This window comes from Shewanella acanthi (assembly GCF_019457475.1).
Lineage (GTDB): Bacteria > Pseudomonadota > Gammaproteobacteria > Enterobacterales > Shewanellaceae > Shewanella > Shewanella acanthi.
Genome location: NZ_CP080413.1, coordinates 3023236 through 3045808, shown reverse-complemented (window position 1 = coordinate 3045808; position 22573 = coordinate 3023236). Strand labels below are relative to the sequence as shown.

Below are 22573 nucleotides of genomic sequence, written 5' to 3'. Positions count from 1 at the left end.
ATTATTAGCAAAGTGTAAATAATATTGGTCAAATATGCCGTGTTTGAATACTGGCGTTGGATCCAATTAGTTGTGTTTTCTCCCTTCATTTTGCATTTTAAAGCCGCCATTTTAAACAAAGGATGGCCTAAAAGCCCCAAATACATTGACCTTTTCGATAAAAAGCAACCATTTTATAAAATAAATTTTAACAAGCGTTTAACCTCTTGCTTAGGTTCTTAATAAGGTGTAGTGTGTGAAAAAATGAACATTAAAACTTAAAGTGTTCGTTATGCTAGTAAAATTATACTGAAGGTGAGATATGTCATTCGAGTTGCCCCTTATTGGTGTGATTGCATGTAATCAGCAATTAGGAGCCCATCCTTTTAACATTGTGGGTGAAAAATACCTTATGGGTGTTGTAAATGGTGCAAAGGGTTGGCCTTTAGTGATCCCATCTTTGGGTGCTAACCAACCGATTGAGGCCATTTTGGCAAGACTCGATGGCATAGTGTTTACCGGTTCACCTTCGAACGTCGAGCCCCATCATTATGCTGGCGCCCCGAGTGAAGTTGGTACGCACCACGATCCTAAACGTGATGCGACCACTTTACCCCTTATTCATGCAGCCATTGCTGCGGGCGTGCCAGTGCTTGGGATCTGTCGTGGTTTTCAGGAGATGAATGTGGCTTTTGGTGGCAGTCTGCACCAGAAGTTACATGAGGTGGGTAGTTTTATTGAACACAGAGAAGATAAAGAGGCCTCGTTAGAGGTGCAGTATGGGCCATCCCACAGTATCACTGTGGAGCCTGGGGGGGTCATTTACGAGGCATGGGGCCGTAACTCTGCAGAGGTGAACTCTGTTCATACCCAAGGCGTGGAGCGTCTTGGGATTGGGTTGCGGCCAGAAGCTTATGCTCCAGATGGTCTAGTGGAAGCTTTCTCCGTTAGCGGTGCGAAAGAATTTGCCCTTGGTGTGCAGTGGCATCCTGAGTGGAAGGTATCTGAAAACCCATTTTACCTTTCCATTTTCAATGCCTTCGGCGATGCCTGCAGACGTAGGGCTACAAAGCGAGTGAAATAACTATGAACAAGCTAATCGATTTTTTAAAAGAACGAAAAATAACCGAAGTCGAATGTGTTATCAGCGATATGACTGGGATTGCCCGTGGCAAGATCGCACCCGTTGATAAATTTTTAGATGAAAAGGGCATGCGTTTACCTGAAAGCGTGCTGCTGCAAACCGTAACAGGCGATTTCGTGGGGGATGATATTTATTACAGCCTGTTAAACGATGCTGATATTGATTTCGTCTGTGTGCCAGATGAAAACGCTGTATTCATGCTGCCTTGGACGGTCGAAGCGACGGCACAGGTTATCCATGATTGTTATGACCGAATGGGCAATCCTATCGAATTATCGCCCCGTAACGTCCTTAAAAAAGTGCTTTCTTTATATGAAGATAAGGGCTGGGAACCTGTTATTGCCCCTGAAATGGAGTTCTACCTTACCAGCCGTAGCGATGACCATGACTTACCGTTGAAGCCGCCTATCGGCCGTTCGGGTCGCCCAGAGGCGGGTCGCCAATCCTTCTCTATCGATGCGGCGAACGAATACGATCCCCTGTTCGAAGACATGTATGATTGGTGTGAGGCTCAAGGCTTGGATATTGATACCTTGATCCATGAAGACGGCCCTGCGCAAATGGAGATTAACTTCAGTCACGGCAATCCTTTATCTCTTGCTGATCAGGTATTTGTGTTTAAACGTACCCTGCGCGAAGCGGCTTTAAAACATAATGTGTGCGCAACCTTTATGGCTAAGCCTGTGACCGACGAACCCGGCAGCGCGATGCATATTCACCAAAGCGTGATCAATAAAGAAACCGGTAAGAATATCTTCACCAATGAAGATGGTACTCAAAGTGCGCTATTTTTGAGTTATATCGCGGGCTTACAGAAGTTTATCCCTGAGTTGTTGCCGCTGATGGCGCCTAATGCTAACTCCTTCCGCCGTTTCTTGCCGGGTACGTCTGCACCGGTAAACTTGGAGTGGGGCGTTGAGAACCGTACCTGTGGTCTGCGTATTCCTGAGTCTTCTCCGCAAAACCGTCGCATCGAAAACCGTATTCCAGGTGCTGACGCGAACTGTTACCTCGCGATTGCTGCGAGTCTGCTATGTGGTTACATCGGTATGGTCGAAGGGCTCAAACCTTCGACGCCAGTGCAAGGCAAGGCCAATGAAAGCCGCAGTAACAACCCACACTGCCTGCCGCTAACCCTAGAAGAGGCGTTAGTAGCAATGCAGGAGAGTGATGCCTGTAAGGAATATTTAGGTGAAGCATTTACTACAGGTTTTGTCGCGGTAAAACAGGCTGAGCTTGAAAATTTCCGTCGAGTGGTCAGCTCTTGGGAACGTGAATTCCTGTTATTGAGCGTGTAGTGCACCCTTTTTGCTCAAGGATGTCTGTAATTGAGTGGATAACATTCGGTTAACGACCTTTCTTGAGCAAATGGAATAATGTTTTGCACCAAAATGACGTGTTCGTTCTAATTTGGTGCAAAGCAATTTCAGATTTGGGTACTTTCTTTTACTAAAATTATCAACATTTTGCTTCTTAACTCCCCCCTAAAGGGGCAAAAATGTAGATGATTCTTGCCAAGGCCTGAGAGTGCATAAATCTGAAATAAATGCGGTTTTTATAACTAACTGTTAGTTAAGTTAAAAATTTATTTTTCTGAGATGGTTTCAGCGGTTTTTTCTAAGGACTTGAGGCATTTGTCTTAATGTTGCAAGATGTAGAGCCTTTTTCATATCTAGTCTGTTTTTTTGCGTGTTAATGCAAGGCGCAAATAGGCAAAAGTGGCATGAAATCTGATATCTATCAAATTGCAGCGACCTAGATATGAAGGCATTGAGGTGCTGTAAAGACTGCCGATGCGGTTTTAGTGGTGTAGCATTGGTCGAAAATAACAACAAGAACCGAGCGGATGGTCGGTGACACAATTTCAGAATTGTTAATAACAATTCTGCTACCCGAAAAGGAGAAAGCATGAAGCTATTTACTAAGATGACGACTTTGGCTTTAGTGACAGCGGGCGCTCTCGCAAGCTTAGCTGCTCAAGCTGAGGAAGTCGTGCGTGTTTATAACTGGTCGGATTATATCGCTGAAGATACGCTAGAAAACTTCAAAAAAGAAACCGGTATTCGTGTTGTTTACGATGTGTTTGACAGTAACGAAGTGTTAGAAGCTAAGTTATTGTCTGGTCGCAGCGGTTATGATGTTGTTGTTCCTTCAAACCATTTCCTTGCTAAACAAATTAAAGCGGGTGCGTTTAAGCCATTAGATCGCGCTAAGTTAACAAATTATAAAAACCTGAATGTGGATCTAATGAAGCAATTAGAAACCGCGGATCCAGGTAACCAATACGCTGTGCCATACCTGTGGGGTACCAACGGTATTGGTTATAACATCGATAAAGTGAAAGCTGTGTTAGGTGAAGATGCGCCGGTTAATTCTATGGAGCTGATCTTCAATCCAAAATACGCTGAAAAAATCTCTAAATGCGGTTTTTCACTGTTAGACTCAGCCGACGACATGGTGCCACAGGCGATGATCTACTTAGGATTAGATCCTAACAGCACTAAAGCAGAAGATTATGAAAAAGCAGGTGAATTACTGGAAAAAATTCGTCCATACGTGACTTATTTCCACTCATCTCGTTATATCTCTGACTTAGCGAATGGTGATATTTGTGTTGGCTTCGGATTCTCTGGAGACATTTTACAGGCACGTAGCCGCGCCGAAGAAGCGGGTAACGGTAACAAGATTGGTTACGCCATTCCTAAAGAAGGTGCAAACCTGTGGTTCGATATGTTAGCTATTCCAGCCGATGCCGCTAACGTTGATAACGCACACAAGTTTATCAATTATTTACTTCGCCCAGATGTGATTGCGAACATTTCTAACTATGTTTCCTACGCAAACCCTAACGATCCTGCACAGCCAATGGTTGATGAAGCAGTTCGTACGGATGAAGGCATTTATCCACCTAAGGAAGTGCTGGATAACCTCTACATTGGTGAAGTACGTCCACTCAAAATTCAACGCGTATTAACCCGCGTATGGACCAAAGTGAAGTCTGGCCAATAATGTGCTTAGGGGCAGGTTAAGCCTGCCCCTTTCCATCCCAGGGATGGTTGGAAAGACACTGATTTATATGGCATTCAGTCAACATATTTAACCTCTATTCATTAATTTATTGTGTAAATCCCAAGTATTGCGCGTACTGACGCATAAATGCTGGGTGGAGAAGTACTATGGCAAGCACCTCGGGCGTCACCAATAAACCCACAACAAAGACGCAAGAACAAGTCCTGCTCAAGATTGATCGGGTCAGTAAGTTGTTTGACGATGTACGTGCGGTAGACGACGTATCATTGACAATTAATAAAGGTGAGATTTTTGCATTACTTGGGGGCTCAGGTTCGGGTAAGTCGACGCTACTGCGCATGTTAGCGGGATTTGAGAAACCGACCTCTGGTCGAATCTTTCTCGATGGGGTCGATATTACTGATCTACCACCCTACGAGCGTCCGATTAATATGATGTTCCAATCCTATGCGCTGTTTCCCCATATGACTGTGGCGCAGAACATTGCCTTCGGACTTAAGCAGGACAAATTACCCAAAGCCGAGATTGAGCAGCGGGTACAAGAGATGCTCAAGTTGGTGCATATGGAACAATATGCCCGCCGTAAGCCACACCAATTATCCGGTGGTCAACGTCAACGTGTGGCACTGGCTCGTTCTCTGGCAAAACGTCCTAAATTACTGTTGCTCGATGAGCCAATGGGGGCACTCGACAAAAAACTGCGTACCCAGATGCAGTTAGAAGTGGTTGAAATTCTTGAACGTGTTGGGGTGACCTGTGTGATGGTTACCCACGATCAGGAAGAGGCAATGACCATGGCGGGCCGCATTTCGATTATGAGTGACGGTTGGATTGCCCAAACCGGTTCACCCATGGATATCTACGAAAGCCCCAATAGCCGTATGATCGCCGAATTTATCGGTTCGGTGAATCTGTTTGCTGGTGAGATTGACGTCGATGAGGCTGATCATTTGGTTATCAAGCCAAACGATTTAACTCAGCCATTCTATGTGGGTTACGGTGTAACCACTAACGTGGAAGAAAAACACGTGTGGTTAGCGGTTCGCCCCGAAAAGACCATTATCAGCCGCGAACAGCCTGAGGGCGAATATAACTGGGCTAGGGGTATTGTGCACGACATCGCTTATTTAGGTGGCATTTCTGTCTATTACATCCGCCTCGAAAACGGTCAAATCGTGCAATGCAGTATGACTAACCGCGAGCGCCGTGCCGATCATGCGACTTGGGACGATGAAGTGTTCATCAGCTGGGAGGACACCAGTGGCGTGGTGTTAAGATCATGATGAAGTTGCCTATATTCAAATGGCTTAAAGGGCGGTTCTTGACCATAGGTGTTCCCTATGCGTGGCTACTGCTGTTCTTTGCCTTACCCTTTGCAATTGTACTGAAAATCAGTTTTTCTACGGCGGCGATTGCGATTCCGCCCTATGAGGCGACTTTCCAGTACGCAGATGATGTACTAAACATCTTCTTGCACCTTGGCAACTATTTTATGTTGCTTGACGACCCTATGTATTACACCGCCTATCTTAGCTCGTTGAAGATGGCGGTGGTGTCTACCTTAGGTTGTTTAATCATCGGTTACCCCATGGCCTATGCCATTGCCAGAGCGCCTGCGCGATTGCAAACCGTACTGCTATTGCTGGTGATGTTACCTTCATGGACCTCATTTTTAATTAGGGTTTATGCTTGGATGGGTCTACTAAGTAACACGGGTATTATCAATAACACCTTGATGTGGTTGGGAGTTATTTCTGAGCCTCTCCAGATCCTTAACACCAACATTGCGGTTTATATTGGAATTATCTATGCCTATTTGCCATTTATGATCCTGCCACTGTATGCGACTTTGGTGAAGTTTGATATGAGCTTGGTAGAAGCGGCATCAGATTTAGGTTCATCCCGTTTAAATACCTTCTGGAAAATCACCTTCCCGCTATCGAAAAGTGGCGTGATCGCAGGTTCTATGTTGGTGTTTATTCCGGCGGTGGGTGAGTTTGTTATCCCAGAATTACTCGGTGGTCCAGACTCCCTCATGATCGGTAAAGTGCTATGGCAGGAGTTCTTCAACAACCGCGATTGGCCTGTGGCGTCGTCACTGGCGATTGTGATGCTGGCACTCTTGATTATTCCTATTACCTTATTCCATCGCTATCAAGCGCGTAGTTTGGAGAAAGACCTATGAAAAAGCTGAGTTTTTCTTCTTGTATGCTGTGGTTCGGCCTGATTTTTCTGTACGCACCTATGCTAATCCTTGTGATTTATTCGTTCAACGAATCGAAACTGGTTACAGTGTGGGGCGGCTTCTCGCCTAAGTGGTACGGTGAGCTATTTGCCGATCAGCAAATTCTGGATGCGGTCTGGACCAGTTTGCGGATTGCGTTTTATAGCTCAACCATGGCGGTGATTATCGGCACTATGGCGGCCTTTGTGATGACACGTTTTAAGCGTTCATGGGCAAAGCTGACGCTATCGAACATGATTACTGCACCGCTGGTGATGCCCGAAGTTATCACGGGTCTGTCACTGCTGCTGCTGTTTGTGCATATGGCGGATCTGTTAGGCTGGCCAAAAGAGCGCGGCATGTTGACCGTGTGGATTGCCCACTCGACCTTCTGTGCGGCCTATGTGGCGGTAGTGGTGTCATCAAGACTGCGTGAGTTGGATATGTCGATTGAAGAGGCGGCTTTAGACTTAGGCGCAACGCCGCTTAAAACCTTCTTCCTTATCACAGTTCCTATGATTTCTCCGGCACTGGTGGCGGGTTGGTTACTGTCCTTTAGCTTGTCACTGGATGACTTAGTTATTGCGAGTTTTGCTTCGGGCCCTGGTGCGACAACCTTGCCCATGGTGGTGTTCTCCTCGGTGCGTTTAGGTGTATCACCTAAGATCAACGCCCTCGCAACACTTATCATTCTGTGCGTATCGTTAATTGCCTTCCTGTCATGGTATATGGCAAGACGCGCCGAGAAACGTGAGCGTATGCCGTTGAACTAGTTTAGCATTCAAGCTCCATCTAAATATGGCCTTAGTGGAAATACTCTTTGTGGTATCAACCCGCTAAGGCCATATTTTTAGTAATTTTTTACTAATCAATCCCCACCTTAGTTTATCTCTGTGCTTTGCCTTTAAAACCGAATTTAACAATTACTTAAGCTTTGTTTGAAATATCAAACATTGTGTAAAATATTGTGCTTTTATGGCTAGTGTTTCGATTTATGACAGTGTAGGATGGGACAGTTGTTTAAAATAATGAACATAAGAATTCAAAGGAACATCATGTCAGCTATACCTCACACTGGATCATATTATGCTGCATCGGCCAACGATAAGGTTGAACGTCCACGTTTACAGGAATCGATAGAAACCGATGTGTGTGTTATTGGCGCGGGTTATACCGGTCTATCTGCGGCGCTGCATTTACTCGAATCGGGTTTTCGTGTGGTGGTATTAGAAGCGGCTCGCATTGGTTGGGGCGCATCAGGCCGTAACGGTGGTCAAATTGTTAATAGCTACAGCCGAGACATTGATGTTATTGAGAAAACCGTGGGTAAAGACCAAGGTAAACTCTTTGGTCAAATGGCCTTCGAAGGCGGTCAAATCATCCGCGATCGTATTGCAAAATACAATATCGATTGCGATCTCAAAGACGGCGGCGTATTTGCCGCAATGAACGAAAAACAGATGGGGCATCTGCGCCATCAAAAACAACTGTGGGAAAGCCACGGTCATGTCGGTAAGCTCGAAATGCTCGATGCTAAGGGCATTCGCTCTGTGGTAAATACTGAGCGTTACGTCGGTGGTATGTTGGATAAAAGTGGTGGCCATATTCACCCGCTCAATTTAGCGTTAGGTGAGGCTCGTGCCGTTGAATCCCTCGGCGGTAAGATTTTTGAAGACTCAGCCGTGCTGCGCGTCGATGAAGGCGAAAGCCCTGTGGTACACACCGCCCAAGGCAGCGTTAAAGCCAAGTTTGTGGTCGTTGCAGGTAATGCCTATTTAGGCAAACTGATGCCAGAGCTGCAGGCCAAATCGATGCCATGCGGCACCCAAGTTATTACCACTGAACCATTAAGTGAAGACCTCGCCGCGAGTCTATTACCACAGGATTACTGTGTCGAAGACTGCAACTATCTACTCGATTACTTCCGATTATCCGGTGACAAGCGTCTGATTTACGGTGGCGGTGTGGTCTATGGCGCCCGCGATCCAGCGGACATCGAATCGCTGATTATCCCGAACATGCTTAAGACCTTCCCGCAACTCAAAGGCGTGAAGGTGGACTATGCCTGGACGGGTAACTTCTTGCTGACGCTATCTCGTCTGCCGCAGGTTGGCCGTATTGGTAAAAATATCTATTACTCACAGGGTTGTAGTGGTCATGGCGTGACCTATACCCACCTTGCTGGCAAGTTGATTGCCGAGATGCTTAATGGTCAAGCCACACGTTTTGATGCCTTTGCATCCTTGCCGCACTATCCGTTCCCGGGTGGTCATGCGCTGCGCGTACCTTTCAGCGCCATCGGTGCTTGGTATTACAGTTTACGGGACAAACTCGGGGTCTAGTCGACTCTAGTTTATTCACGTATTAGTTGGTTAACGTTTTTGGGGCCAAAGCGCCCCTTAGATGCGAGGAATTCCTTGTGTTACTTAAAGATCCGAGTCTGTTACGTCAGCAGTGTTATATCAATGGTCAGTGGTGTGATGCCCAAAACCAAGAAACGGTAGCCATTGCCAACCCTGCGACGGGTGAAATCATTGCCAGTGTCCCTGTTATGGGCGCAGCTGAAACCCAAGCGGCCATTAAAGCGGCTGAAGCGGCATTACCCGCTTGGCGCGCACTGACCGCAAAAGAGCGTGGCGCAAAATTAAAGCGTTGGTTTGAACTGCTTAACGAGCATAGCGACGATCTCGCACTGATGATGACCACTGAGCAGGGCAAACCTTTTGCCGAGGCGAAAGGCGAAGTGACTTATGCGGCCTCCTTTATTGAATGGTTTGCCGAAGAGGCGAAACGGGTTTACGGCGACACGATTCCAGGCCATCAGGGCGATAAACGTATTGTGGTGATTAAACAGCCTGTGGGTGTGACGGCGGCAATTACGCCGTGGAACTTCCCTGCGGCGATGATCACCCGTAAGGCTGCGCCAGCACTGGCTGCTGGCTGTACTATGGTGGTAAAACCTGCGCCGCAAACGCCATTCACGGCATTAGCATTAGCGGTACTTGCCGAACGTGCGGGCATTCCAGCGGGCGTATTTAGCGTGATTACCGGCGATGCTATCGCTATCGGTAATGAAATGTGCGCAAGCCCTGTGGTGCGTAAATTATCTTTCACGGGCTCGACTCAGGTCGGCATCAAGTTGATGGAGCAATGCGCGCCAACACTGAAAAAACTGTCACTGGAATTAGGTGGTAACGCGCCCTTTATCGTCTTCGATGATGCCAATATTGATGCAGCGGTTGAAGGTGCCATGATTGCCAAATATCGCAACGCGGGCCAAACCTGTGTGTGCGCCAACCGCATCTATGTGCAAGCGGGGGTTTACGATGAGTTTGCGACTAAGCTGAGCGCCGCCGTCGCCAAACTTAAGGTTGGTAAGGGGATTGATGAGGGCGTAACGACAGGACCTCTTATCAATGCCGCGGCGGTTGCTAAGGTGCAAAGTCATTTAAGCGATGCCATCGAGAAGGGCGCGACCGTGATTGCCGGCGGTAATCCCCATGCCCTTGGCGGTAACTTCTTTGAGCCAACGGTGCTGACCAATGTGGATAGCAGCATGCGTGTTGCCCGCGAAGAAACCTTTGGTCCGCTGGCGCCACTCTTCAAATTCACCGATGTGGATGATGTGATCCGCCAAGCTAACGACACTGAATTTGGTCTGGCGGCCTATTTCTATGGCCGTGATATTTCCCTCGTGTGGAAAGTCGCCGAAGCCTTGGAATACGGTATGGTCGGCGTCAACACTGGACTTATCTCGACCGAAGTCGCGCCCTTTGGCGGCATGAAGTCCTCGGGACTTGGCCGCGAAGGCTCAAAATTTGGTATCGAAGAATACCTCGAACTCAAATATATCTGCATGTCTGTTTAATAGGCCCCAAAGGCGAAGTAAGGATGACAAAATGACAACGACTAATGATTCATTAATGGCGCGCCGCCAGGCTGCAGTGGCTAACGGTGTAGGGCAGATTCACCCTATTTTTACCGCTAAAGCTGAAAACTCGACGGTGTGGGATGTTGAAGGCCGTGAATTTATCGATTTTGCCGGCGGTATTGCGGTGCTTAACACGGGGCATCTGCACGCCAAGGTAAAGGCTGCGGTTGCGGCGCAGCTTGAGGATTTCTCCCATACCTGTTTTATGGTGTTGGGTTATGAGAGCTATATCCAAGTGTGTGAAAAGCTTAACCAACTGGTGCCCGGTGATTTCGCTAAGAAGACGGCGCTGTTTACCAGTGGTTCAGAAGCGGTTGAAAACGCAGTTAAAGTGGCGCGTGCCTATACCAAACGTGCGGGTGTTATTGCCTTTACCTCGGGTTACCATGGCCGCACGATGGCGGCACTTGCCCTGACGGGTAAAGTCGCGCCCTACAGCAAAGGCATGGGGCTGATGTCGGCAAACGTCTACCGCGCCGAGTTCCCCTGTGAAATCCACGGCGTGAGCGATGATGATGCGATGGCATCGATTGAACGTATTTTTAAGAATGATGCCGAGCCAAGCGATATCGCCGCTATCATTCTTGAACCAGTGCAGGGCGAGGGCGGTTTCTACGCGGCATCTCCTGCCTTTATGAAACGCCTGCGTGAACTTTGCGATCGTGAAGGCATTATACTTATCGCCGATGAAGTGCAAACCGGCGCTGGCCGTACCGGCACCTTCTTCGCCATGGAGCAAATGGGTGTGAGCGCGGATATCACCACTTTCGCTAAATCGATCGCCGGTGGTTTCCCGCTATCGGGTATTACGGGTAAAGCACAAGTGATGGATGCCATTGGTCCTGGCGGTTTAGGTGGCACCTACGGCGGTAATCCACTCGCCTGCGCTGCAGCACTTGCGGTACTCGAAGTGTTTGAAGAAGAACAACTGCTAAATCGCGCTAACGCCATTGGCGAGCGTATTAAGGTTGCGCTAAATACCATGCAGGTAGAGCATTCGCAAATCGCCGATGTGCGCGGTTTAGGTGCGATGATCGCTATCGAGCTGATGGAAGACGGAAAGCCAGCGCCGCAGTACTGCGCGCAGATTTTGGCTGAAGCCCGAAACCGTGGATTGATCCTGTTATCCTGCGGTACCTACGGTAACGTGCTGCGTATTCTTGTACCGTTAACTGTGCCAGATGCGCAGTTAGATGCGGGCCTTGGTATTCTAAAAGCCAGCTTCGATGCGGTATTAAAAGGCTAACGCTTGGTTAACCAAGAGCAATAATTCCTTCTCTGTCTTTCTGAAAAACATAAAATCCCGCCTTAAGTGATGCTTAGGCGGGATTTTTTATTTCTCGAATTCAGCCTTAAACGAACTGAGTCAGCCAATTCTTTGTAAGAAAGTTAGCCTTTGATATCCATTAAAATCTTAAGTGCGTGTTCACGCTTTTGTTGATCGTATAAATCGTTAGTAAAGATAAATTCATCCACGCCAAGCTCGCTGACAATCATCTCTAAGCGATGCTTAATGGTCGTTGGGCCACCCATTACAGAGAGCCCAAGGAAATCGTTCACATAGGCTTCTTCCTGCGGACTACACAGACCATCCATGGATTCGACCGGCGGCTTAAGCCATAGCGCCTGACCACGAATAAGTGCGAGCACCCGCTGCTTAGAGCTTGTGCTTAGGAACAGTGCTTCCTCATCGGTATCGGCTGCTATTAGCGGTAGACCGAGCATCACATAAGGCTTATCGAGTACCTTGGATGGCTTAAAGTTCTTGCGGTAAATCTCGATAGCTTGAAATAAAAAGCGCGGCGCAAAGTGGCCGGCGAACACATAGGGTAGGCCGCGCTCGGCGGCAAGTTGGGCGCTAAAAAGGCTTGAGCCTAACAGCCAAATCGGCACATGGGAGTTTTCGCCCGGAATGGCACGAATAGGGCGGTGGCCATCATATTCACCTAACAGCGCTTGTAACTCACTCACTTCTTCGGGGAACTGTTCGGCGCGCTGCGGATCGCGGTTCAGTGCTCGGCTGGTGATTTGGTCACTCCCCGGCGCGCGGCCAAGTCCTAAATCGATACGGCCAGGATAGAGACTCTCAAGTGTGCCAAACTGCTCGGCCACCACTAAGGGCGGATGATTGGGCAGCATAATGCCACCTGCGCCAACACGAATGTTGTTTGTGTTTTCAGCAACATAACCAATAAGTACCGAGGTCGCCGCGCTAGCAATGCCCGGCATATTGTGGTGCTCGGCAAACCAGAAACGATTAAATCCCAGTTGGTCGGCCACTTTGGCATATTGCAGACTGCTGCGCAGGGTTTCGCCGACACTGGCGCCAAGGCGCATCGGCGCAAGTTCTAATAGCGAAAAGGGAATATTGGCGAGCACGGATGGACTTGATGAATCGTGGGCGCTGGAATGGGGCATGTTGACCTCTAATACACAAATGCAGTTATAGACCTAGGATATGGCGGCAAATATCCGAGTTACAAGCTTAAGTGTTATCTATGTGGTTTTAGGGAGTGGAACTGACAATCCTGTTTTAAATCGATTCAGTTTTTCAGGGGAACAAGGACAGTTGAAACAGACAGATAAAAAATTGCCGCAGGTTTCCCCGCGGCAATCTTAGAAGGTTATAGCTATTTAACGGCCAAATGTATTAGGCGCCCGCTAATGCCTTATCATCGCTATTGTTGTGCGCGTGGTGAGTCTCGGTTAAACGGCTCATCAGCGGCAATACCGCAAGGGCAATCACAGTACAGACCACAGCCGCGATACCTAGGTTATTAAACAGCGAGGTATAAATTGGCAGGGTTTGCAGTGGGTCGACGATATCCTCTGGCACACTGGCAAAGTTTGCCACCACGCCGCCTAAATATTGGGAAATACCCGAGGCCACAAAGTACGCGCCCATCATAAAGCCGCCCATGCGCGCAGGCACGTAGCGGGCGATCATCGCAAGGCCCAAGCCACTCACTAACAGCTCCCCAAGTGAATAGGAGGCGTAACCCCAAATCATCACCCAAGAAGAGGTTTTACCTTCAACGGCAAATTGCCCTGCAAAGCCATAAATAAAGAAGCCGATGGCAACAACCGCAAAGCCTAGGGCAAATTTTGCCGCAATCGAGAAGTCCTTATTATGGCGACCCGCCCAAGCATAACTCCATGCCAGAACGGGGCTTAATACCATGATCCACAGCGGGTTAAGGGCTTGGAACTGCGCCGGAGACCAAGTCCATAAATGGGTGCCAAAGACTTGGAAATCCCAATCGACGTTACGCAGGGCAAACAGCGCCAGCGAGGTCGACATTTGTTGGTAGAAGATAAAAAAGAAAACGGTTTGTACCGTTAGCACTAATGCGGCAATTAATCCGGCACGTTCGCTGGTCTCGCTGGTGCGGATAAGGTGGGCAAAAATCCCTAGTACTGCAATACCGGCTGCGTAAACGAATACGCGGGCAACATCTTCATATTCAAGGATAATGGCGGATGCAGCAACCGAAAGTAGCGCTAAAAACAGCACAATCGCCAGATTCTTTTTATTCACTGGACGGGTATCTGGCTCTGAGCCGTATTGGCTTAGGCTTTTGCACATTAAGGCATAGTTAGCCAGACCGACGATTAGACCCACACAGCAGACCGCAAAGGCCGCGTGCCAGCCAAATTCATTGCCGTATTGCTCGTTAACATAGTCCTTAATCCAAGGGGTTAACAGCATCGAGAAGGTCGAACCGACGTTTACCGCCATGTAGTAAATGGTGAAGGCACTGTCGATTTTCGAGTCATCACCCTCGTAGATTTTACGGACTAAGTTACCTGCATTGGGTTTAAACAGGCCGTTACCGACAACAATCACCCCAAGGGCTGAGAACATAAACCAGGTGTTCTCGGTCGGCACCGTCATTAGGGCGTAGCCCACGGATAAAATGCCTGCGCCCAAAAGCATAGTGCGCTTAGTGCCGAGGATTTTATCGCCGACCCAACCGCCGATGGCTGGGGAGACATAAATAAGCGCCGAACAGGCACTCCAGACGAGGTTGGCACGGGAGTCATCAAAGCCTAAGCGCTGCACCATAAAGTAGACGATCAGCGCCTGCATGCCGTAATAACCAAAGCGTTCCCACAATTCGATAAGCGACACTGTCATAAAGGAATGTGTCTTGCTTACCTGTTTGGTAAGAGTCATAGAGCTTGCTTCCAGATTGTTATTGTAGATTTAAGGCGATGAGTATATGACGAGTAAAAAAAACAAACCAACGAGATGAAGGGTTGGAAAGGACTTTGTTACAAATTAATTGGTTGAATTAATCTCAAGTTAATCTTTATGGATTTGGTCTCTGCGGCATTCCACAGATCTCACTCGGTACCTCCTAGGAATCTTCGCCCCTTTAATGGTTTATTTGAGCAAATGTCGGGCAAAGGTTTTACTTGGTTGTAACAATTCTTTATCCTGTTTGTTAGCAAACCAAGGGCAGGATGCTACTTTATAAGTTACGGTTGTTGCTACAAAAATGAATGAGATCAAAATCATTGGACGTTTGTCCTACTTTCGGGAGCCGACTTGATGAAGCATTTGTCCATCAGTACAAAGTTGTTGTGGATTACCTCCGCCTTATTCCTTTCTATCGTTGCTATTTTGTCGGTAAGCCTTTGGTGGGCGTTGTCGGATCAAAATGTACAATTATCTTCTCAGGTTCAAGATACCTTGCAGGAAGAAACTCGCGCTAAACTCGAGGCCCGTGCGGGGGAATATGGTGAGATGGTGGCGGGCTTTATTAATGAGGCCTATCGCATCCCATACTCCTTTGCGGGCATGCTCGAAACCACCGCCGAAGAATCCCCATTAACCCGTGAGCGTGTTGAAATTGCTGTAGCAGCAGTACTAAAGAAAAACGCCCAGACCTCCTCTATGTACGCGCAATTTGAAGCAAATGGTTACGATGGTTTAGACAATGAGTTTGTTGGTCAGTCGACTACCCACAGCGTTAATAGCTCAGGCACGTTGGAAGTGTATTACACTCGTAACGATGATGGCTCTGTTGAACATCATCAAGTTGATGATTCTGCAGAAAAATATGTTGCGACCTTAAATGAATTTGGCCTCCGTGAAGCCGAGTGGTACCTCTGCGCAAAAGACACCAAAAAGCCCTGTTTGATGGAGCCTTATCTCTATGAAATCAGTCCTGGCAATACCGCGTTAATGACCTCACTGACAGTACCTGTGCTTAAAAACAAGCAGTTTGTCGGTGTGGTAGGGGTCGATGTGAATTTGCCCGTATTTCAAACCATGATTGATAAACTCTCTAAGAGCCTCTATGGCGGTCAAGCTAAGGTCACCTTGCTGAGTGCTAAGGGCTTAGTGGTTGCGGCGAGCCACTACGCGAAAAAGGCAAGACCCTTATCAGAGTCAATCGATGGCAACTTAGCAACACAGTTGATTTCATTGCATAAAAATGCCCAGTATCTTGTTAATGATAGCGAGATCATTGTGGCATACCCCATTAATATTCCCCTTGCTAATGCGCAGTGGTCCTTGGTTATCCAAGTGCCCAAGACTGAAGCTTTTAAGAGCTCAATAGAGCTTGATAATAAAATGCACCAAATGGCCAGCTCCCTTGGCAGCCTATTGCTGATTGTGGGTCTAGTGGTTGCCGTAGTGGCAGTGGTTACGATAAGCCTTGTTATTCGTAGTATTATTAAACCCTTAAGAATGATCCAAGGCAGAGTAGAGCACTTAGCCAGTGCCGAGGGCGATTTAACCCAATCCATCGAAGTGGAATCCCATGCAGAGCTAATTGCCCTAGGCCATGGCTTTAACTCTTTTATTTATAAGCTAAAGGATCTGATTTCTGAGCTTAAGTCCCTCGCTGGACGCACTCAGACTGAGAGTGTGTCTTCGGCGCACATTGCCGAGCTGACCCGTGACAGTGTGCATCGCCAATATGGTGAGATTGAAAGCGTAGTAACCGCAGTTAATCAGATGAGTGCAACAGCCCTTGAAGTGGCCAAGGCATCGGAGCAGACGGCGTCTGAAACCGAGGCAATTTCCCGAAATGTTCACTTAAGTGAAGAAAGCCTCACTAAGGCTATGGACTATGTGACTACCATGTCTGAGGAGTCTATGCAGGCAAAAGTGGCCGTGGGCAAGGTGGCGGAGAGTAGCACTAATATCAGCCGTATTTTAGAAGTTATTAGTTCTATCGCTGCGCAAACCAATCTACTGGCACTTAATGCGGCAATTGAGGCGGCTCGCGCCGGTGAGCAGGGGCGGGGTTTTGCCGTTGTGGCCGATGAGGTGAGGGCGCTTGCCTCTAAAACCCAAAGTTCGACCGACGATATTAGCGTACTCATTGATGCGTTGCAGAAGGAGGTCGATAGCGCCTCGGACATCATTGATAAAGGAGCAGAGCGGGCGCAAATGGCCGTGACGCAAACTGAACAAGCACTCACATCGTTAAATGCCATGGTGAGTCAAATTGAGGAAATATCGAGTCAAATCACCCATATTGCAGCCGCAGCCGAAGAGCAAAGTGCGGTGACCGAAGAGGTAAATCGTAACATTACCGGGATTTCTGATTCAGCTTCTGAGCTTGCTCGTCTTGCGGGAGAAGCGCAGCAAAGTAGTGAAGTATTGGCGGATTTAGTGAAGCAACAGGAAACGCAACTAAATAAACTAAAAACCTAAGTTTGACCTGTTCGTCAGGATGTTTGATGGCAGAATTTGAAAATAACGGAAGAAAATTTTACCGCCCAAATGAATCTATAAGATAGCGTGAAAATGCCACAATTATGGAGAATCTTAGTTTCTAACATCTTAAGTTAAGCTAATAAAATCTCAATAAAAAGCCCAAGTATGCCCTTGGGCTTTTTTGTTTTTAGTGGCAATTTGAAAATCGATTTCAAACAGTCTATATTCCTAAGATCCACAGCCTGACTGGCTTGGAATGGTGTGCGTCAAAAAATAGTTGGCCTAAATGTTGCTCCTAATTCTATGAAGGCAGTTGCCATCACGTTCGACGTGATAGACACCGTAGTCAGAAGGGGTAAATTATGTTTAAGACCTATGAAGTAAACACTAAACAGAATCATCCTGGATTTTATATCAATGCGTTTGGCGTCCAATTTTATTGTGACGAATGCAGCTGGAAGGGAGAAACCAGCGAATTAGCAAAAACCAAGCAATACAATCTGAGTTGTTGCCCGCTATGTGATAATCCAGATGTCCGTGTTGATGTGTGAGATTCAATTACACTATTTGGCTTAAGTGTCGTTAACGATGTTACCGAATAACCATAGGGAAAGTGGACAAGCATCAGCAATCGCAAGTGATGACTAACATCATATTGGTGATGATTGCAGTTGAGCGTGCAGCAATGTGTCGCAGAAACTGATTCACCTGTCGCTTTATGCTAGGTTCAACCCGTCCCCTGTAATGGCGACGGGTTTTTTAATGCCGACAAAGTCCTTTGCAACCTAAGGCAAAACTGGCTTCTGCTTTTAGGGTTAACTTATTCATTTGTCTTTGGAATATTTGCATCTTTCCTACAATCACCTCCCTGTATTTTTTATCGTTTTTTTGGATTACCGCTAAGCCCTATTTTGGGGGCTTTCTTTACGCGTTTCTAACGGAGATGTGCAACACATCGCTTCACTTTTGAGACACATGTTAATGAAAGATTAATTAACAATGGTTAATAAATCAGTGGGTTAACTTGTGGCTTGTAACTTGCTTTGCCTCCTTTGATATAAACGAAGGTTCAATTGCCAAGTGGTTCGGGCAGAGGAGCTTTCTTTTTTTGCTGAGATGAGGAGCATGTTATGAAACGCAATCTATTGTTTCGAACCGCTCTGCTCTTGGCCTGCGCATTATCTGTGTTTAGCGTGCAGGCTGTGACGCAAGATAAGGTCGAACTGGATGGGAATGTTGTACAGGATCAGAATCCACAACTTGATGATTGGAGCAACATTAACTTGGGTATCAGTGGGGCGAGTGTTGTCACTGGTGTATATGATGATTTACCGCCAAAAACCATCTTTTGGAAAGGGGGCTCAAAGGATACCTCGGATGTAACTGAGTGGTGGTATAGGGATGGTTCTGTACCCGATAAGGATGATATACGTAATGGGTATGCTGCGGCCTATTTTATTGAAAATGGTGATACGCCAACCAGTAAAGATTTAGTGTTTTACTTTGGTGCCGAGCGTTATGCCAATAATGGTGATGCCATTATGGGTTTCTGGTTTTTCCAAGACAAAGTGGGGACTGATGGAAATAACCGTTTTACCGGCGAGCATAAAGAGAACGACCTCTTTATCATTATGGAATACCCTCAAGACTCCAACTCGTTGCCCTTTGTGCAGGTGATGCGTTGGGTTAATTCGGGGGGCGATGTTTCTAATAATCTGGAAATACTCTACCAATCTACTGAGCTATTTGGCGCAAAATGTGGCTCTATTGGGGACTTGAATAGGATTGCCTGTGCAATCACTAATGAGGAAGAAATTCCCGCAGGCCCAGCCAATGGACTCTGGCCCTATGAGAATAAAGACGGTATTCCAAATGTGTATCCCCATGAGTCCTTTTTCGAAGGTCGACTCAATGTGTCTAAAGCCTTTGAAGATGCAGGTATTACTGAAATACCCTGTTTCAGTAGCTTTATGATTGAAACCCGCTCGTCCCGCTCAGAAACCGCGCAGCTGAAGGACTTTGTGTCTGGCGAATTCCCACTCTGTAGCATTGCCATCACGAAAACCTGTTCGGTAACCGAGCTGACAGCGCAGAACGCCTTTAAAGTCGATTACACCTTGAATTTGACCAATACCGGTGTCGGTAGCATCGATTCCTCTGAGTCAATCAGCATCAAGGATACCCCAAGTAATGCCACTGAATTTGACATTACTCAGGCGGTGAGTTCCTTTGCGAACGGTGCCGATGGTTGGGCGCCTAACGAAATGCTGACTTACTCTGGTAGCTATACATCCAGCGTGAATGGGGGGGCGAATACAGTTGAGGCCAGTGTGAGCTTTGGATCATCCAGCATCAGCGCCGATCCTTACACCATCGCCTGTGATTCATTGGCCTTGAGTCCGATGCTGAGCATTGCGAAAAACTGTAGTGTTTCCTTGGAGGAATCCGGTGGGCTCGTGGTGCTGAAAAAAGACTACGATATTACCGTGTGTAATACCGGTGAAGCCCCGCTCGATGTTAACTTGACCGACACGGCCGATACCGCATTGGCGGCATCCTTTGACTTGGATATTCCAAAACAATGTCTAACCGATGATGACTGTGGTGACGGTTATAGCTGTGACAATGTTTCTTTAATGTGTAAAAACAATGATGGGGATATTGAAGGCAAATTCGGTGGTGATGTCTGCGTAGTGACGCAAAGCAGTTTCTATCCTAGCGCATTACCTAGCGGCACTGCGGGTACCTTAACCAATACCGCAACGGCTAAGGCGACATCGCCAGTCGTCGATACGGGGGATTTGGCAACTGTGGGTAACTCCGCAACCGCCAATTGCGATCTTTGCCCTCTACCCGTTCCACCGAGTGAATAATGATGGGTAATGGTGACTCCCAGCTATCAAAAGCTGACGAGTGACAAACAAAAAAGAGCCGTTACTGAAGTTTGAGTAACGGCTCTTCTTATCTATTTATTTATCGAGTCATTTAACTATCTATTCTTGCCTTTACCACCCGTGTTAGTACTGGTGTCGGTAGAACCTGAACTACTTCCAGAACCTGCATCAGGGCTAATGGTGACAGTTGCGGTTGAAGTCATTGAACCATCGGTGATGCTGTAGCTAAAGCTATCGCTTCCCTTAAAGCGTTTTGCTGGCGTGTAGGTCAAAGTGTTATCGGCATTGACTGTAACTTTGCCATATTGGCCTTGGGTCGCTCCGCTGATCAAAAGCTGGTCACCGTCAGGGTCTGTGTCATTAGCCAGCACATTGAGCACAGTCGCTAGGCTAATGCCCGCAAAACTATCATTTATGGCAATCGGTGCAGTATTGTTGCTGGTGGATTTAAGTGCCACATTGCCCGCAACCGATAATTGCTGATTGGTGGTTGAGCGAGTGCCAACCACTTGCCAAGTGTCACTACCATTACTTGCTATCCCTTCGAGTGATAACGTCAGGTGAGTACTCGTTTGTGGTGCAAGACTCAGGCTATTTTGGCTTAAGTTGACCGATAACCCAGTACCTGATTGCGCAGTAAAATCATATACCGCATCGGCACAGCCACTGCTGTCGTTATTGGTTAGCAGTAGATCGACGTTAGATTGCTGGCCTTGCTGTAACTCAGTGATCGCCGTTTGGATGCTTAAGCTGCTGTTTGCGCTCACGCAGGTATTGCCCGTTAGGCTGACGTCCAGTGTTACAGAGCTTGCATCGGATGAAATAACTTCTAAACGTACACCCTGCTGCTCGAACACTTGACCAGGGGCTAAGCTGATATCGTCCCAATCGTAGCTTGTGCTGTTTGGCGTCGGGTCTAACAGATAGCTACTCGCAGCATTGTTAGTGGCGCCTTCACGCAGACGAACACCGCCGAGCATCGCCGTTGCTTCGGTCGCTAATGAGCTATCAAATCCAAGGGCTTGACGATATTCGATGTAATAAAACTGCGCGTTACCTTGGGCATCTTTGCCGTTAGGGATCTTTAGCAGGTGTGGAAAATTCCCCTCAGCTTCTAACGCCGACAAAACAACACGGCTATCGGTTCCTAGGGTGTTGATTTGATCGCCCGCAATCCAACCTAATTGCTCCTTATGGAAGGCATTAAAGTGCTTAGGCGTATTAGTGCCGCTCATGGCGCTAAGATAATCGCCATACTCAGAAACCACACATTGGCTAGTTTCGGCAGTTGTTACATTGCCACAGTCTTTTTTGTTCGCGTGGTATAAGCCCAAGTTATGGCCTAACTCGTGGTTGATGGTTGAGAGCTGGACTCTTTTGATCCAGCTGCGTTTACCAGCCACATTGGCTTTACCTGACCAAGTGCATTTGGGGTGTGTTGGGATGAGGTACATCAGGTGAGCGTAATTATCGAGATTAAAGCCTCGAGCGTTAAGTTCGGCATCGGCTGCGGCTGCAATAGCGTCGGTGTCACACACTGAAACATCAACATCGACTGTAATTGGGCTGGTGGTATCACCCGAGAGGGACATCGCGCCATAGGAGTTCTCTGCAAAAAATGCAGCAGATTGATTGAATAGCAGATCTTCGATGGCAGTTTCAGTCATACGGACAATTGGGTTAATGGCAAAGTTTACCTCTGCCACTAAGAGGGTACGGTTGCCGCTGATGGGAGTAATGATGCTATTTGCCGTTTGGACTGCAGTGGTTTGCCCACTGGTTTGCAGCAGGCTGATATTGCTGTCCTCAACCTGTAATTGCTTGCCATAGGCTTTGCCAAACACTCGTACGCTTTGACCTGGTTTCGCCCACGTTGGCAGACTTTTGAAACTCAGCTCATGTACCTGACCTTGGTTATCATGCAGTTTGAACTGTTCTGTGGCGTTTTGTTGAAAATCTTCGACATCCAGCCTTAATTCACCTTCAACAGTGTGAAGCTTTTCTGGGCTGGATCCAGCGGCTAGTAATGGCGTTGTGAGGAACAAACTGCTTAGCAGGACAAGGGCGGAATGTTTCATTGTCTATCTCTTCACATTGAGGCCTAACTTGCTGGTTGCTGTACCGCAAAACCACCTTAAGTGTTGGCGTTCAAAAAGCGTAAATCTGGTATGTCTGGAGTAGGTCCATTTCGCCATTTCATGACCCAGGTCACATTTAACCTTGCCTAGAGACTTTTATCTGCTTGGCGAGGGGATTCTAGGGGAGGGGGAAATGAATGTATATAGTTAAAAAGCCAGTAAATATGCGGGTTTTAGCTCATTGCGTTGAAATGAAAGACTTTATTTTGATTAAAAAATGTACTGGTTATACCAGATTGTTTTTTGACTGTTTTTCATCCATTTACCAGTTAGTCGTAGGGCTAAACTGCTTTTAAAAACAGAAACAGCCGGTTATTAACCGAAGTCAAATAAAAACAGCAATGTCGGTTTTTTGGCGGTTTTTTTTGACTGTTTCTATAAGTCGTAAATTCATTCCTTCAAGTTCACTCTTCCAACTCCTTCGACTCGATAACTCACAATTACTTTTATCTATACCTATAAAGGGTTACTAAGGTTGACAAGTGGTTCAATTTCATACTTTGAGATTGATTAGGGCACCAATGGATGGTCAACAATTGACTTGTCATTTTTAG

Annotated in this window: 14 protein-coding genes; 11 read left to right on the top strand and 3 right to left on the bottom strand. The window is 47.2% G+C overall.

Annotated elements, in window-relative coordinates; all coding sequences use genetic code 11:
- The first annotated feature begins 301 nt into the window (after nt 1–301).
- From K0H61_RS13095 to gabT, 9 genes are all read left to right on the top strand, one after another.
- On the top strand, nt 302–1063 hold the full coding sequence (locus tag K0H61_RS13095; protein ID WP_220049807.1) for a gamma-glutamyl-gamma-aminobutyrate hydrolase family protein: 762 nt from the start codon (nt 302–304) through the stop codon (nt 1061–1063).
- A gap of 2 nt (nt 1064–1065) precedes the next feature.
- Nucleotides 1066–2421, top strand: a complete 1356-nt coding sequence (locus K0H61_RS13090; protein ID WP_220049806.1) for a glutamine synthetase family protein — start codon at nt 1066–1068, stop codon at nt 2419–2421.
- Nucleotides 2422–3031: 610 nt separating this feature from the next.
- Nucleotides 3032–4132 carry a polyamine ABC transporter substrate-binding protein gene (locus tag K0H61_RS13085; protein ID WP_220049805.1) on the top strand — a complete coding sequence of 367 codons (1101 nt, stop codon included), beginning with the start codon at nt 3032–3034 and terminating at the stop codon, nt 4130–4132.
- A gap of 167 nt (nt 4133–4299) precedes the next feature.
- Nucleotides 4300–5436, top strand: coding sequence for a polyamine ABC transporter ATP-binding protein (potA, locus tag K0H61_RS13080; RefSeq protein ID WP_220049803.1), 1137 nt, complete (start codon nt 4300–4302; stop codon nt 5434–5436).
- On the top strand, nt 5436–6338 hold the full coding sequence (locus tag K0H61_RS13075; RefSeq protein ID WP_220052707.1) for an ABC transporter permease subunit: 903 nt from the start codon (nt 5436–5438) through the stop codon (nt 6336–6338). Before potA ends, K0H61_RS13075 begins: the two co-directional genes overlap by 1 nt.
- Nucleotides 6335–7150, top strand: coding sequence for an ABC transporter permease subunit (locus K0H61_RS13070; protein WP_220049802.1), 816 nt, complete (start codon nt 6335–6337; stop codon nt 7148–7150). Before K0H61_RS13075 ends, K0H61_RS13070 begins: the two co-directional genes overlap by 4 nt.
- Nucleotides 7151–7432: 282 nt before the next feature.
- Nucleotides 7433–8719, top strand: coding sequence for an NAD(P)/FAD-dependent oxidoreductase (locus K0H61_RS13065; RefSeq protein WP_220049800.1), 1287 nt, complete (start codon nt 7433–7435; stop codon nt 8717–8719).
- 77 nt (nt 8720–8796) lie between these two features.
- Complete coding sequence (gene gabD / locus K0H61_RS13060) at nt 8797–10245, top strand: NADP-dependent succinate-semialdehyde dehydrogenase (protein ID WP_220049798.1); 1449 nt, start codon at nt 8797–8799, stop codon at nt 10243–10245.
- 31 nt (nt 10246–10276) lie between these two features.
- Nucleotides 10277–11554 (top strand): 4-aminobutyrate--2-oxoglutarate transaminase, encoded by a 1278-nt coding sequence (gabT, locus tag K0H61_RS13055; RefSeq protein WP_220049797.1) that lies wholly within the window; start codon nt 10277–10279, stop codon nt 11552–11554.
- Between the two features lie 143 nt (nt 11555–11697).
- Here the strand turns inward: gabT and K0H61_RS13050 are convergent, their stop codons facing one another.
- Nucleotides 11698–12726, bottom strand: a complete 1029-nt coding sequence (locus tag K0H61_RS13050) for an LLM class flavin-dependent oxidoreductase (protein ID WP_220049795.1) — start codon at nt 12724–12726, stop codon at nt 11698–11700.
- A gap of 232 nt (nt 12727–12958) precedes the next feature.
- Nucleotides 12959–14485 (bottom strand): peptide MFS transporter, encoded by a 1527-nt coding sequence (locus K0H61_RS13045; RefSeq protein ID WP_220049793.1) that lies wholly within the window; start codon nt 14483–14485, stop codon nt 12959–12961.
- 378 nt (nt 14486–14863) lie between these two features.
- On the opposite strand from K0H61_RS13045, the gene K0H61_RS13040 reads away from it, so the two are divergent.
- Both K0H61_RS13040 and K0H61_RS13035 read left to right on the top strand, forming a co-directional pair.
- Nucleotides 14864–16984, top strand: a complete 2121-nt coding sequence (locus K0H61_RS13040) for a methyl-accepting chemotaxis protein (RefSeq protein WP_220049792.1) — start codon at nt 14864–14866, stop codon at nt 16982–16984.
- Nucleotides 16985–18117: 1133 nt separating this feature from the next.
- Nucleotides 18118–19860 carry a hypothetical protein gene (locus tag K0H61_RS13035; protein WP_220049791.1) on the top strand — a complete coding sequence of 581 codons (1743 nt, stop codon included), beginning with the start codon at nt 18118–18120 and terminating at the stop codon, nt 19858–19860.
- Between the two features lie 116 nt (nt 19861–19976).
- On the opposite strand, the gene K0H61_RS13030 is transcribed toward K0H61_RS13035, so the two are convergent.
- A complete protein-coding gene (locus K0H61_RS13030; RefSeq protein ID WP_220049790.1) occupies nt 19977–21959 on the bottom strand; it encodes an Ig-like domain-containing protein in 1983 nt (660 codons plus the stop codon).
- Nucleotides 21960–22573: the final 614 nt, after the last annotated feature.